Source organism: Paenibacillus lentus, from assembly GCF_042714055.1.
Taxonomy (GTDB): domain Bacteria; phylum Bacillota; class Bacilli; order Paenibacillales; family Paenibacillaceae; genus Fontibacillus; species Fontibacillus lentus_A.
On record NZ_JBHGVC010000014.1, the window covers coordinates 74,184 to 89,240 of the forward strand.

Sequence of the window (15,057 nt, forward strand, 5' to 3'; positions counted from 1 at the left end):
TAGCGAATGAGGGCAACAAAAATAGCAGGAGTCGAGTCACTCGATCACCTGCTATTTTACAGCCATCGCATTTACATTTTGGAAGTCTGTTACGTTATTAAAGTAATGTAATAAAGGAGTACAGCTATAACAATGTAAATGAGTAAAGTGAGAACCGAAAACAAAAACGTCCTATGACGTCAAACGGTAATTGCTCTGACTCAACATCTTCACATGAGCAATGGCAGCAGGCATAATTTCTTCGAATGTCAACCGATCCTGAATGTAGAATGAAATAAACCCATGTATGCCCAAAAACATGCTAAGCGGAAACGCCGGGTTATTTTCCATAGGATGTCTATCTTCCTTTAGAAATTTTCTGATGATCGATTCGAAAATATCAAAGCATTTCGCCTGCTCACTGCGACAATAGGCCAGTATTTCTTCGTCCCGAAGCATGAACATAATTTCATATTGATGCGGATGCTCAAGGCCAAATTTGATGAACTCCAGCATCAACTGCTCAATATGCGTCAGCCCGTCCATCGGTGGAGATTTCGTGACTTGGTTGCACAGCTGGATCAGATGATTGAAATCCTGCACCACGATGGCATAAAACAGCTCCGCCTTCTCCTTAAAATGATAATAAAGAGAGCCGTGACTATATCCCAGATGCTGTCCAATGCTTCTCATCGATATTCCTCGATAGCCCTTGGTGATAAACAAGTGTCTGGCCGCATCCATTATTCTTTCCCTCGACAACTCCTGCTCTACTGCTCTTCTTGCCATAGGCATTATTCCCCTTCAATAAAGTAAACCTTGTTACCTTCCTTCAACACGACTTGTCCTTGGGTTAAATCGACCAACCAATCCTTAAAGGCGTCACCTTCGCTATCCAGCGGCAGACATAACAATGTAACTGTATCCGCAAAAGCAGTCTCTCCCGTGCGGATTTCCCGATTCCTGAGCTCATTCTCTACCTTGCCCAGCCAAGTATAATCGAGCTCGGCATAGACTTCACGATGGAGTACGCGAGTAATCACTTCTCCAGCCTCGGTTGCTGCAACCGCACCGTCCGTGTAAGCCCGGATCAAGCCGCCTGCCCCCAGCATAATTCCGCCGAAATATCGCGTTACGACGATGGCTACATTTTTGAGGCCCTGCTGCTTTATCACTTCCAGAATCGGCTTGCCAGCCGTCCCGCTTGGTTCGCCGTCATCCAATTGCTTCTGGATTTCGTCCCGTTCCCCAATCATATAGGCGGAACAGTTGTGGGTTGCGTTCCAGTGCTTCTTCTTAATCTCTTCAATAAATGCAATAGCTTCAGACTCGTTTTCGACCGGCTTAATATGACCGATAAAACGCGATTTCTTGATGACAATTTCTTTTTCTCCGGCTCCACGAACCGTCTTGTAACGTTCCAGCATAGTTGATCATCCTTATAGAATGTGCCAAGAAGCAGCTCAACCGGGAATTATCCGGTGAACTGCTTCCCTGGCGCTGATATCTTCTGGCTTAAACGATGTAGTCTCTTGTCCTTATTCGGACAATCTGGCTTCCAGTTCTGCTTTTTCTTTCTCAAAGCCCGGCTTGCCGAGCAGTGCGAACATATTCTTCTTGTAGGCTTCAACACCCGGCTGGTCAAACGGATTTACTCCGAGCAAATAGCCGCTGATGCCACAAGCTTTTTCAAAGAAGTATACGAGATAGCCGAAGGAGTACGGCGTCAAATCCGGAACGTTAACGATCAGGTTCGGCACTTGTCCATCCGTATGGGCAAGCAGCGTGCCTTGGAAGGCCTTCTTGTTCACGAAATCCAGCGTCTTGCCGGCTAGGAAGTTCAAGCCGTCCAGGTCAGCAGGATCGGATTCGATCGTAATATGGCTAGGCACCTCCGTCACTTGAATGACCGTTTCAAAGATGTTCCGGTTCCCCTCCTGAATGAACTGTCCCATCGAGTGAAGGTCTGTACTGAAATCGACCGATGCCGGGTAAATCCCTTTATAGTCTTTCCCTTCGCTCTCGCCGAACAGCTGCTTCCACCATTCGGATACATAGTGCAGGGACGGCTCGTAGTTCACGAGGATTTCAGTCACTTTGCCTTTGCGGTAAAGGGCATTGCGGACGGCTGCATATTGATAGCTGGCGTTCTCGGCCAGATTAGGATTGCTGAATTCCTTGGCTGCCTCGGCAGCGCCCTGCATCATTTCCTCAATGTTAATGCCCGCTGCAGCAATCGGCAGAAGACCGACAGCTGTAAGCACGGAATAACGTCCGCCTACATCATCCGGAATAATAAAGGTCTCATAGCCTTCTTCTGTAGAAAGCTTCTTAAGAGCGCCCTTCTCGCGATCCGTTGTAGCGTAAATGCGCTTGCGCGCTTCTTCCTTGCCATACTTCTTCTCCAATGCAGCGCGGAAAATACGGAAAGCAATCGCCGGCTCCGTCGTTGTTCCTGATTTGGAAATGACGTTAACCGAGAAGTCCTTGCCTTCAATGAGGTCAAGCAAATGATTTACATAGGTCGAGCTTATATTGTTACCGGCAAAATAAATTTCCGGAGTTTTGCGCTTGTCTTTCGGAAGCAAATTGTAAAAAGAGTGTGACAACGATTCAATCGCTGCGCGGGCACCAAGATAGGAACCCCCGATTCCGATCACGATCAATACATCGGAATCGCTTTGGATTTCGGCAGCGGCCTTCTGGATGCGGCTGAATTCTTCTTTATCATATTCTGTTGGCAGATTGATCCAACCGAGATAATCCGAGCCTGCCCCAGTGCCGTTATGTAACTGTTCATGAGCTAGACGCACCGGCTCCGTCAAATAATCGATTTCGTGCTGCCCTACGAATTCCAGAGCTTTGCTGTAATCAAAAGTGACTTTTTTAGACATGGTAAATCATTCCTCCGTCTATACAATATTGTTTCTATCTCACTGCCCTATCCACAATTAACTTACACCTAGGATACTGTAAATTCCCAGTGAAGACAAGGCACAATATGCAGTATTCCAATAGTCGTGATAAAATAATTAAATGCTGTTCAATTCCTTATAGAAGGTGATTGTTGTGAAAAAAATCGGATTTATCGGTCTCGGAACAATGGGTGCTCCCATGGCCGCGAATTTGCTTAAACAAGGCTATCAGGTTACCGTGTTCAATCGTACGGCAGAGAAGGCACAGCCGCTTGTTCAGCAGGGGGCGGCGCTGGCAGCCACACCAAAGGAAGCGGCGCTGGCGGCCGACACCGTCATTACAATGGTCAGCGACGATGCCTCGATTGCTGCTGTTTATGAAGGCGATAACGGCGTTCTGCAGGGCGTTCGTCCCGGCAGCACAGTGATTGACTGCAGCACGATTTCTCCGGCGCTTGTCCAAAAATTAGCAAGCGACATTGCCCAGCTCAGCGGACAGTTCCTCGATGCGCCCGTTACCGGCAGCTCCCCGGCCGCTCATGCCGGTACGCTCGTATTCATGGTCGGCGGATCGGCCGAGGCGCTGGCCGAGCAGCGGGACATTTTTGAAACGATGGGCCAGAAAATACTCCACATGGGGCCCAGCGGCAGCGGGGCCGTCGCCAAGCTGGCTCACAACACAATCGTCGGCATCAACAATCTGGCTCTGGCCGAAGGCTTTGCCATCGCCGCCAAATCCGGGCTGCCAGCTGACCTTTTCCTTGAGCTGGTTCAGAATGGCTCCGCAGGCAGCAAGCAAGCCGAGCTGAAGGGACGCAAAATCATCGAGCATGATTTCACCAATCAATTCTCCCTCTCGCTCATGCTGAAGGATTTGAAGCTGGCCTCCTCGATGACCGACGGCGCCAGCATTCCGGCCCCGATGCTGAACATGGCCAAAAGCCTGTTCCAGGCAGGTCAAACCGAGGGCTACGGCGACGAGGATCTCTCCTCCGTCGTTAAACTCTACGAAGCCTGGATCGGCCAAACCATCGGCGGCAAAAAGCTGTAGCGGTTGGAAGGGACATCGTCATACCTTAGCTGCAATTAGGTGCGAAAAAAAGCAGGCGTCAACGGTTCGTTGTATTCGTAACTTGCCAAGGAGGCAAAAAGGCAGGCCCTTGCAATATGCGCGGTGCCTGCCTTTTTCATGCTATCCCAAACCTATTTCAACTGCTCTTTAACATGCTTCACAACGTTCTCCACCGTGAACCCGTACTCGGCGATAACTTTATCGCCAGGAGCGGATGCGCCGAACGTGTCAATGCCGATAATGGAGCCCTTCTCGCCAACGTAACGCTCCCATCCGAACGGATGCGCCATTTCAATAGCTACGCGTGCTTTAACGTCTGGAAGAATGACAGAATCTTTGTAGGCTTGATCCTGTTTGTCGAACAGATCCCAGCTGGACAAGCTGACAACGCGAACATGAATGCCTTCTTCGGCAAGCGCTGCTTGCGCTCTAACTGCCAACTGCACCTCAGAACCGGATGCAATCAGCTGAGCTACCGCTTTGCCGTCCTTCGCATCGGAAACAACGTACCCGCCGCGCTTCACGCCTTCACGAGCCTTCTCGGCAGTACCTTCGAGCACAGGCAGGTTTTGGCGAGTCAGCACCAGTGCTACCGGATTCCCTTTATTTTCAACAGCGTAAGCCCAAGCGGCAGAAGTCTCGTTGCCGTCAGCTGGACGAATCACCGTCAAGTTAGGAATAATGCGCAAAGAAGCAAGCTGTTCAATCGGCTCATGCGTAGGTCCATCTTCACCGACAGCGATACTGTCATGCGTCAGAACATAAGTAACCGGAAGTCCCATCAACGCCGACAGACGCACAGCCGGACGCAAGTAGTCTGTAAAGACGAAAAACGTACCGCCGAAGATTTTCAGACCGCTGTGAAGCGCAATACCGTTCATGGCAGCCGCCATAGCAAACTCACGAACCCCGAAATAGAGGTTGCGGCCATCGCGGGACTCAGGTGTGTAAACCGTCAAGCCTTTCAGGTGAGTCATGGTCGAGCTCTCCAAGTCAGCAGATCCGCCAAGAAGCTGCGGAACGCCGCCAGTCAAGCCATTCAACGCATTACCGGAAGCAACGCGTGTAGATAGCGGCTTGTCTTCTGCGCTGTACTTAGGAAGATCCGCGTCCCAGCCCTCTGGAAGATCTCCAGCAATAGCAAGCTCGAATTGAGCTGCCAGCTCAGGGAATTCTGCTTTATATTTCGCAAACTGCTCATCCCAGGCTTTATTTGCGGCAATACCGCTTTCTTTCACTTTTGCAAAGTGCTCGCGCACTTCTTCAGGTACATAGAAGTCCTCTTCATATACCCATTTATAATATTCTTTCGTCAGCTTCGCTTCATCGGCACCAAGTGGAGAACCGTGAGTTCCGCCAGATCCGCCTTTACCCTGTTTGTTCGGGCTGCCGTAACCGATAACAGTCTTCACTTCGATCAAAGTAGGACGCTCGGTGTCTGCTTTGGCTTCAGCAATAGCTTTTTCGATTGCATCCAAATCATTTCCGTCTTCTACAAGAAGCGTTTGCCAGCCATAAGCATCAAAACGCTGTCTAACATTCTCGGAGAAGCTAAGGTTCAATTGACCATCAAGCGTAATGTCATTGGAATCATACAGGAAGATCAGCTTGCCCAGCTTCAGATGGCCTGCGAGCGAAGCCGCTTCACTAGCTACGCCTTCCATCAGGTCTCCGTCACCACAGATTCCGTAAGTATAGTGGTCGACAATTTTGTAATCGCCTTTGTTGTAGGTAGCCGCCAGTTGAGTTTCGGCCATAGCCATACCCACTGCCATTGCAATACCTTGACCCAGCGGCCCAGTAGTTGCGTCTACCCCTGCAGTGTGTCCGAATTCAGGGTGACCCGGTGTCTTACTGCCCCATTGACGGAATTGCTTGAGATCGTCAAGCGAAAGATCATAACCGCTCAGGTGCAGCAGGCTGTACAGCAGCATGGAACCGTGTCCGGCGGACAATACGAAACGATCGCGGTTGATCCAGGATGGTTGATCTGGGTTGTGCGTCATTGTTTTGGCAAACAGCTGATACCCCATCGGCGCTGCTCCCATCGGCATTCCCGGATGACCCGACTTAGCTTTCTCGATCGCATCTATAGCAAGAGTACGGATCGTTGTGATCGACAGATTTTCGATGACCTTGTTGTCTGAAAGTGGCATTCTAGCTTCCTCCTTAGTTATGAAGAAATACATTCTAGTTACAAAACAATCACTTTGAAAAAATCATTTCGACTTTATATATTGTAACACGTTGTTAAGCACCTTTCCATATCCCTTTTTGTCATACCCTGCCCTGGATGATGACTTTTTTATGCATCTATTCTTTAGGCGGGGAAAATCGGGGATGCAAGAGCCATCGCCAGCCAGCGCTTATGCCGCGGCTAGCGCTGGCCACGCCGCTTGGCCTCCAGCAGGCGGCCAAGCGTGGCCGTGCCCGGCGACTCGCTCGCGCCGGGCCCCGCGCCTCCGGCTTCCTCCTGCGGAGGTGAAGCCGGGGGCGCCGCCTTGGCCCGCGGCGGCTCAGGCCGCGCGGGCTCGCTGCCCGTCCCGCCTAGAGGCGGACGGGCCGAATTCGGCGCAGGCGTTCCGGGGGCAGTCTCGCCCCCGGCATCTGCGCCGTAGAAGCTGGCCGTGCGCGCTTTGCGTGCGGCCAGCCGGGCCAGCCGGGCGTCCGCTTCCGCAGGAGCGGCGCCGGCTGCAGCTGCCGCGCGCGGATCGCGGCGGCGCCAAGGCATGGCAGCGGCAGCCAGCCGCTCCGCCATGCGGCCCCAGGGCAGCGCCAGACGCCTGACGGCGATGTCGGCGAGCCATAGCAGCAGCGCGGCGATGAGCAGCGCGCGCTCCCAGCTGCGCAGCGATTTATGCGGCTGCACCGGGAAATCGAACACCTCGCTCGGCTCCTCCCAGGTCAGCTCGCGTCCGCCCGTTAATGCGGCGAGCTTGCCGAGCTTCTCTCCGGTCTCCTCCGTCACGATCCGATACTCCGGTGAATAGGGTATCACGAAGCCCGTGCCAGTTCCCCCGCCACCGACGATTTCGTCATCGCGCTTGCCCTGCAAATGGATAAGGAAAGAACCCGGATCACGCACTGTCGTCACGCCGGTATATACGCCAGGAGATGTCTGTATTAACGGTACAGTAACATCGTTTAAATCCTCACCCGTAACAATCGCCTCAAGCTCCTCCGGCGGAGCTGTCCCTTCCGCGGCGGCAACTTCAAAGTAAACCTCATTGCCCTTTACCGTCGTGTTCACCTCAAAAGGGGAAGCCGAAAATTGCGGAAAAGTCCACTTCACCATATCCGCGAACGCGTTCGGAAACCCCGGCCAGTTTACCCAATCCCGTGACCATTTCCCCGTCAAGTCGCTCGTCCAGGCTACAGTTCGTCCAGAGCCGTACTGCCATCGGGCCAGGAGGGGATCAGGCTCGGGACTCGCCAGCACCGTCTGCGCGGTCGACTTGGCCGACGTCGCCACATAACCGTATATGGTCGGCAAGCCGCCCGACAACGATTCCCGCCAATCCCCCGGTTGAACAAGCGCGGGTACGAACGGTTTGTCCACAATGTACGTTCGGGCAATCATAGCCGCTTCCCGGCTGAATATTGTCGGCAATGTCGTCGCATCTTTTACAAAATAATAACGCCCCTTGGCGCCCTGTGCGAGCGATTCCAGCAGCTGCGTGTCCGCGCCGTCGCCCACCGCGACGGTAGACATCGTCATATGATTATCCTTCATCGTATTCAGCAGCTCATCGTAGCCTGAATTCACCGCCGACTGCCCGTCCGTCAGCAAGATGATATGTTTACGCTGAGCCTCAATTTCCAGTAATTTATTTGTCGCATCGGCCACAGCCGGATAAATATTTGTTCCGCCCGCGCTCGGAATACTGCTGATCTTGGCAATGACATCGTCCTTCTGATCGCCCAGCCTTGTCGGTTCGACCACCCACCACGGCTTGTCGTCGAAGGCGACCACTCCAACCGTATCCTTGGAACGCAGCATCTCCACCGTCCGCATAGCCGATTCCTTGGCCAGCCTGATATTGTCTCCCTCCATGCTGCCCGAACGGTCAATGACGAGAATGAGTCCAAGGGATGGTATTTCACGCTTGCCCTGCAGCTCCATCGATACAGGCAGCAGCTTCTCGATCGGCGTTTTAAAATAACCGCCCATGCCAAAGCTCTCTGCTCCGCCGACCATCATAAAGCCGATGCCATAGGAACGTACTGCCTGCTCGATCAACTCCATCTGCTTGCCTCCGACCTGCTCGCCGGAAACATTATTAAAGATCATGCTGTCATAACCAGCGTACTTCGCCATCTCCGTGGGGAGCATGCCAGGTTCAATGACCGAATATTGGATCAGTCCGGATTTCAGCGCATTTTCCAGATTGGAAGACGTTCCTGGCTGCCCCTCCACGATCAATACCTTAGGACTGCCAGTAACGCGGGTAAAAGCATAGTTCGCGTTATTCGCCGCTTGCTCATCCCCGTCCATAAATATTTCCGCTCTATAGCGATGGAGCCCGGGTTCTCTAGCCAGGCCTTGCAAAGCGAAGCGATTCTCTCCCCGATCGAGCGTAACCGTCTTGCGGCCGATTTCCTGATTATCCTCATATAAACGAAGCTCGCCGGTGCCCGAAAAAGTACTGCGAATCGATACCTCGAACGTAAAGGACTCCGCTCTATACAGCTTTTCCGGAATTTGCAGCGACTCGACGGCGACATCCTTCTGCTCTTTTGCCGGTGCCTGCAGTACATCCACGCTGATGCCTCTCTCCTTCAGCATTTTTGCTGCGGAGAGCGCATCGCCTACATTTTCCTCCCCGTCCGAAATTACAACGATCCGCTGATTTCCTTGACCGCCAAATAAGCTGCCTGCAAGCTGAAGTCCCTTTTCCAAGTGAGTAAAGCTCGCATTCACTTCGGCCCGGGCGCCACTCGTTGACAGCGGAAAGGGATCCAGATTCTTCTCAATGACAGCATCAAGCCCCGCCGAGACAATGGCTGCGCTATCCTGATCCCCTTTGCCGCTGGATGCCTGAGCTGCCCAGGCCAAGGCAGCTTCAGCGTCCTCCATACTCGCGGAACGGTCGAGGAGAAACACGACTTCCTTATTCTTAACCAGTGTGAAGGTCTGAAAACCGGCAAGCGCCAATATGAGCAAAGTAATGATCGTTACCCGCAGGCCTACGGCCCATTTCTTTCTGCCGCCAATTAAGCGAAAGTCCGAGCGATAGGCATAGAATGCACCAGCAGCAACCAGAATCAGCAGCAGTAAAACCCACGGATGATTAAATTGAACGCCCACGCTGGTACACCCCCCATTCTGCGATAATCACGATCAAAGCCAACAGCACCGCCAAATACGTAAGGGAGTGCTTGGATTTTGATTCCGGGGCGGAATGGCTTGAAGCTTTACTGGAGTCGCCTTGGCCAGGCTGGATGCCCTCCGAACCCTGTCCATCGGCTCCTCCCAAGGACGCACCTTCTGCTGACGCGCCGCCCTTAAATACAAGCGGCTTCGCCTGCCCGATCACGGATTCGGACGGATGGGCGGTCACCTCCAGATTGTAGCCGGGCAGCGTACTCCCGTCCGCTCCTTTCATCTCAAATCGCCATAAACCAGGAATCAGCGGCACTGTCTGCGCTGCTGCTGGATTTTGATCCTTGGTCATCGCGGGAATCGAAGCGGCTCCCGTCTCCAGTGCAAAACCATCCGCCGCAATCCAGGAAGCCTCGGCTGCCTCTACGGTTACAGGAATCTCCAGTGCCGATCCCGCAACCATGCGGCCCAGCCCTGTCGTCCGGCCCGCCTGCAGCCATTGAACCGCATTATTGACCATAACCGGAAACTCCGGTCGCAGCGGCAAATCGCCATCGCTTAATGAAAATAGAAATACCAGCCGATTGACCCCACCCTCTGTTCCCGCATAAGCCGCCGTTGTAGAGCCGATTTCGATGAGCGGTTTCCCCCATGCTGGAATTTCCTGCGACAGAAGAGTTCCCGTTGGCGGATCATTCAGCGATATATAGCGGGTAACCGGGTGGTTGGATATCATTGTGTTGCCGTTCGAGGGCTGAAGGCTTTCACCCTCCCCGCCGAATGTCCATGATGGCGTCTCTCTTACGAGCCTGGCCCACTCCCCGGTTTCCATGTATGCCGGGGGCGAGCCGTCCATAATGAGCATATCCGGTTTTTCTTTGGGTATGGCCGGAGCCTTTGCAGCCTGCTCGCCCGCTGCGTTTGAGTCGGCACTTGGTAAAGGCTCCATGCGGGTTACGCGCGCCCCCGACAGCTGGAGCGCTTTCTCTAGAAACAGGTTGCCCTGAGAAATAAGCAGCACGTTAGGAGCACCGCCCTTTTCGCGGAAAGCAAAAGCCTCATTATCCGGCGCGTAGTCATCGCTCGGTCCGAGCTTTAACTTATAAATATCCGCTGCAGGAAGCTCGTCGAAGTTAACAGTTACGGCCTGGCCGCCAGCCACATCTACAGCCTCCGAAGCCAGCAGCTTGCCATCTCCGAATAATTCCAAAGCAGCCTCGAAAGGACTTTCACCGTAATTTCGAATGACCGCCACTCCTGTGCCATTATCCCCGTCGCTCTTTACACCGAACTGTTCCACGGCAGCATTATTGGCCGCTTCCCCCCGCAGAGACACCACCTCTACCGGAGCGGTAAACGAAATATCGTCGGCAAGCTCACTCCACTGCTCATCCGTAAAAATAACCACCCTCGCTTCAGGATCATCCCTCGTCAATGCCGCAGCAAGGGACATCGTTTCCCGGTAAGCAGCTTTGCCATACTCTACCGCCAGCTTGTCTACCTGCTCCCGGATCACCTTCTGATCCTGTTCCCGAGTAAGCAGCACTTGCGGCTCCGCTCCTAGCTTCAAGAGAGTAACCTCGCCGTCCGCTCCCATCGATTCGATGTATTTGCTGACTTGCAGCTTAAGCTCGTCCATCGCGGTATGGGATGAAAGAGTCTCCTTCCCGGGTTCGTCGTTCCAAGCTGCGCTCATGCTTGCCGACGTATCGACGACGATGACGGTATGCCCTGCCAGACCTCCTTGAATCCACAGGAATGGCATCATCAGCGCAAATGTAAGCAGGGCAGCTGCCAGCAGCTGCAGCCACAGCAGCAGCCGATTTTGCAGCTTCTGCCAAGGACGATTGGCCTCGATATTGCGAAGTACGCGATTCCACAGCAAATGGCTGGGCACCAGCGTATCTACATACTTCCGCTTAAACAGATACATCAGCAAGATCACCGGAATCGTTAAAGCGAACCACAATCCGGCCCAAGAGGAAATCCCCATCATTTCACCCCCTTCTTGTTGCTATAACACGATCGCCTATATACCGCATGCAGCTCCTTCGATAAACAGGCCGCAAGTATAGATGCTATCTTAACCAAGAACTCCGGCTCCGCGGAGCGTCTCAAAGATTCCCGTTTCCAGCGGGAGATCTGTGGTTGTCTGAACATAATAAATCGCCCGTTCACTGCAAAAGCGTGCAATTTCCGCTTGATAAGCCTGCAGGCTGCGCCTGTACGCATCCAGCACTTTCCCGGTTAAGGCGATTTCTTTGCCCGTGCCGAGCTCACTGTCCACGAGCCGCAGATCCCCGCTCAAGGCTGGTGATATTTCCTCCGGCGACAATATATGCACGAGCACAATTTCCTGGCCGGCAGCAAGCAAATAGGACAATGTTTCCGTCAGATCATCCATTCCTCCATCCAGCCAAAAATCAGAAAATATCCACGCCATCCCCGGCTGCTTCGGAAGGGCTTGGGGCCGTCGCAGCGCCTGCGCCAGGTTGCCCAGACCGCTCGGCTCCGCCGACTGCAGAAATGAAAACAATCTGGCTGCCGAAGCCTTTCCCCTCACAGGCGGCAGCTGCCCCTCCAGCTCAGAGCTGAATAAAGTCGCCTGCACACGGTCATATGACGCCAGTGCCATGTACCCTACGGAAGCCGCAAGCTGCTTCGCATAATTCAGTTTATTCCAGGCCGGCAGCCGTTCCTCTGTTCTGCCTGATGCCTCATTGCCCTCGAAATCCATCGAAGCGGAGACATCCACATACAGGCTCACCTGGAGCTCCTGTTCATCCCAATATTGACGCACGAAGGGTCTTCCCGTCCGAGAATATACGCCCCAATCGAAGCGGCGAATATCGTCGCCCGGCGCGTACTCCCGATAATCGGCAAATTCCAGCGATGAACCGAAGCGGCCCGAGCGCCTCTTCCCCTGCATCGTTCCGCGAACCCGCCGTTTGGATGCAATCGACAGCCTTTCCAGACGGGGAAGAAGCGACGGCGGAAGGAGAGGTTCGGTCATCTTCTCGTCCCCTCCAGCGCCGCCAGAATATCCTCAATCAGCAAATCTGTGGAGATGCCTAGCGCTTGGCCCTCAAAATTCAGGAACAATCGATGGCGCAGCGCAGGAACAGCTACCGCCGCAATATCCCCGGTGGATACATGCATCCTTCCCTTGGAAATCGCTCTTACCTTAGCCACAGATACGATCGATTGGATGCCGCGCGGTCCCGATCCAAACCGCAAATATTTGCGGACGGAGTCCGGAGCGAGGGCTTCCTCGGGATGAGTCATCATAAGCAGCCGAACTCCGTAGTCCAAAACATCATCCGCAAGCAGAACCTCCTTGGCGGCCTGCCTGATTTCCAATAACTCAGCCGCTGAGGCCAGCTTATCTGCCGTCGGCAGGCTGCCGGAGGTCGTCCGGCGGACGATTTCCTTCAGCTCATCGGGGGACGGATAACTAACATGAATTTTTAGCAAAAATCGGTCAAGCTGCGCCTCCGGCAAAGGATACGTCCCTTCATTCTCCAACGGATTTTGCGTCGCAAGGACAAAAAAGGGCTGCGGCAGTTTGTGTGTCTCCCCGCCAACGGTTACCGTCTGTTCCTGCATCGCCTCGAGCATAGCGCTCTGTGTTTTCGGCGTAGCGCGGTTAATTTCGTCCGCCAGCACAATGCTGCTGAATACTGGCCCCGGCTGAAAAACGGTTTCCGTACTGCCCTGGGGCCCGAAGCGAATGACATTCGTTCCGGTTATATCGCTCGGCATCAGATCGGGTGTGAACTGAATTCGCGAGAAAGACAGATCAAGCGTGTCGGCAATCGTCCGGACGAGCATCGTCTTGCCGAGCCCCGGGATGCCCTCCAGCAGGGCATGCCCTCCGGCAAATACGCACCAGAGCAGCTGCTCGACGATCTCCTCCTGGCCCACGATGACTTTTCCGATCTGTTCCCGTACGTTTGATATCGTATTTTTCCAAGATTCTACCTGGGCATTTGCTTCCAACATCATATGTCCCCCTTCTCCTTCATCCTCAATATCCCGGATCGATTTCCGTAAAATAGCTCTCTACTAAGCTTTGCATGCTCTGCGGCAGCTCGCTTCGCTCCAAAGAGCGTTTGGCTTCGGCGGCATAATCGCTATACACTTCATCATAAGGTCGGCTAACTCCGTCAAAAACAGGCGATTTCCCGCCCTTCTGCACATCCCCGCCGCCACCGTGAATTTCGCCGCCATCCCGCTCTACATTTCCACTGCCCTGCAGATCGCGGGGCGTCGTAACGAGCTCCCGTCCGCCGCTTCCGAGCCCTGCGCCCTGGCCGGTGCCATTCCCTTGGCCGCTACCAAATCCTTGGCCGCCGTTTCCTATGCCACTTCCGTTCCCGCTGCCTGATGCGGAGCCTTGACCTTCGCCGCTCCCTTGGCCGGAGCCTTGACCCTGACCTTGGCTGCCTCCATCTTCACCGGAATCTCCGGTTCCCGGCTCCCCGCTGCTAAGTGGATAGCCAGAGGCTAGATTGTCAGCGACACCGCCCATACTCCAAGTATCGGATACCGCCAGCCCGGAGGCGGCCATTTGTTCCGCCAGCTCCATCCCTTGCTTGGCTAGTGCGGCGGCCAATGCAGCTGCAGCCTCGGCCTGATCCAGATCGGAATTCAAGCCGGCCATGCCCTCTTGTATCGCTTGATTCAGAAGCTCCAAAGCTTGCTCAATTTCTTCAGCATTTCCCTTTTCAAGCGCCTCGGCAGCTTTCTTTAACGCTTCGGCCAGACGCTGGGCCTTCTCGTCGTTTAATGGAGCGGCCTCTGCCACTTTTCGCAAATCCTCAGCAAGCTGCTTGCGCTCTTCCTTGGACATTGAGGAGGCTTTCTGGCGCATTTCCTCCATTTTCTCGCTCAATGTCTGTGGATTTTGCTGCTTCAGCGCCTCAGCCAAGCCCTGGGAAAGCGGATTGATCTTCCACTGATCCAGCCATTTCTCTATTTCCTGCTGCTTTAGCTCTATTTTGTCGGACATTTCCTTCAAGCTTTTCATCGTATTCTCCACGCTATCCAGCGCTTCTTCCGGTTCTTTGCTTAACTCCAGCGCACGTCTCAGTTCAGCCATCTCCCGGCTCAAGGCATCATGCGCTATCGGCTCCAGCTTACGCGTCTCCAGCTCCTTGACTCTTTCCTCCGTCTCCTCCTTTTGGGCGTTTACCCACTCCCTTTGCTCCTTGCGCTTGGCAAGCTCCTGCTGCATCGGATTCGGAAGCATAGCCAATAGGACTAAGGCTGCCAACAAGCAGGCGCCGGTTACCCAAAATTTACGACGAATCGTAAAGGGGAGCCGTCGCTTGATCTCTCGCAGGTAGGCTGAGCCGTATGTAGCAGCCTGAGCACGCTGCCATTTCGCCGCGACCGCATCCGATTCGCTGAACGACAGCGCTGTCGCCATGTCGTCCCGCCGCTCTTCTCTGGACGCCTGACGATCCATCGTACGAGCCGCGTCCAGCAAAGAGACACGTCTGGCGAAAAATCCCCATAACAAACCAGACAACACACACAAAACGATTAAGCCCGCTCCCTGCCACAGCAAGCCCTCGATCGGCCACAGGCGACCGACAGCCAGCCATAATAAAGCGGCTCCCAATCCAATGACTAGTCCATAGCGGGCTCCTTTCCACGCTTTGAGCCACTGCATACGACGGCGCACTATGTTGAGCTGCTCATATATTTCCTTCACGCTGCCGGCCTCCCCCCATAAATCCAGCTACGAACCTATTTTTATCAAA

The 15,057-nt window shown here is 53.9% G+C and carries 10 protein-coding genes; 1 reads left to right on the top strand and 9 read right to left on the bottom strand.

From position 1 onward, the window contains the following. Positions 1 to 171: 171 nt before the first annotated feature. From ACE3MQ_RS23300 to ACE3MQ_RS23310, 3 genes are all read right to left on the bottom strand, one after another. The gene (locus ACE3MQ_RS23300; RefSeq protein WP_379397257.1) at positions 172 to 768 is read right to left on the bottom strand and encodes a TetR/AcrR family transcriptional regulator; all 597 of its coding nucleotides are present in this window, start codon (positions 766 to 768) and stop codon (positions 172 to 174) included. A gap of 5 nt (positions 769 to 773) precedes the next feature. Next, positions 774 to 1,406, bottom strand: coding sequence for a YigZ family protein (locus tag ACE3MQ_RS23305; RefSeq protein ID WP_379397259.1), 633 nt, complete (start codon positions 1,404 to 1,406; stop codon positions 774 to 776). A 111-nt stretch (positions 1,407 to 1,517) separates the two neighbouring features. Next, a complete protein-coding gene (locus tag ACE3MQ_RS23310) occupies positions 1,518 to 2,873 on the bottom strand; it encodes a glucose-6-phosphate isomerase (RefSeq protein ID WP_379397261.1) in 1,356 nt (451 codons plus the stop codon). A 175-nt stretch (positions 2,874 to 3,048) separates the two neighbouring features. Between ACE3MQ_RS23310 and ACE3MQ_RS23315 the strand changes: the two genes are divergently transcribed. Further along, positions 3,049 to 3,945, top strand: coding sequence for an NAD(P)-dependent oxidoreductase (locus tag ACE3MQ_RS23315; RefSeq protein ID WP_379397263.1), 897 nt, complete (start codon positions 3,049 to 3,051; stop codon positions 3,943 to 3,945). Between the two features lie 152 nt (positions 3,946 to 4,097). Here ACE3MQ_RS23315 and tkt read toward each other — a convergent pair whose 3' ends face one another. From tkt to ACE3MQ_RS23345, 6 genes are all read right to left on the bottom strand, one after another. Further along, positions 4,098 to 6,122 (bottom strand): transketolase, encoded by a 2,025-nt coding sequence (tkt, locus tag ACE3MQ_RS23320; protein ID WP_379397266.1) that lies wholly within the window; start codon positions 6,120 to 6,122, stop codon positions 4,098 to 4,100. A 221-nt stretch (positions 6,123 to 6,343) separates the two neighbouring features. Next, positions 6,344 to 9,274: a VWA domain-containing protein gene (locus tag ACE3MQ_RS23325; RefSeq protein WP_379397268.1), complete on the bottom strand. Its 2,931-nt coding sequence runs from the start codon at positions 9,272 to 9,274 to the stop codon at positions 6,344 to 6,346. Then, positions 9,258 to 11,282 (bottom strand): vWA domain-containing protein, encoded by a 2,025-nt coding sequence (locus tag ACE3MQ_RS23330; protein ID WP_379397270.1) that lies wholly within the window; start codon positions 11,280 to 11,282, stop codon positions 9,258 to 9,260. The genes ACE3MQ_RS23325 and ACE3MQ_RS23330 overlap by 17 nt, the downstream gene beginning before the upstream one ends. Positions 11,283 to 11,372: 90 nt before the next feature. After that, positions 11,373 to 12,302, bottom strand: coding sequence for a DUF58 domain-containing protein (locus ACE3MQ_RS23335; protein ID WP_379397272.1), 930 nt, complete (start codon positions 12,300 to 12,302; stop codon positions 11,373 to 11,375). Further along, a complete protein-coding gene (locus tag ACE3MQ_RS23340; RefSeq protein ID WP_379397352.1) occupies positions 12,299 to 13,291 on the bottom strand; it encodes an AAA family ATPase in 993 nt (330 codons plus the stop codon). Before ACE3MQ_RS23340 ends, ACE3MQ_RS23335 begins: the two co-directional genes overlap by 4 nt. A 25-nt stretch (positions 13,292 to 13,316) precedes the next feature. Next, positions 13,317 to 15,008 carry a phage tail tape measure protein gene (locus tag ACE3MQ_RS23345; protein WP_379397274.1) on the bottom strand — a complete coding sequence of 564 codons (1,692 nt, stop codon included), beginning with the start codon at positions 15,006 to 15,008 and terminating at the stop codon, positions 13,317 to 13,319. Between the last annotated feature and the right edge of the window lie 49 nt (positions 15,009 to 15,057).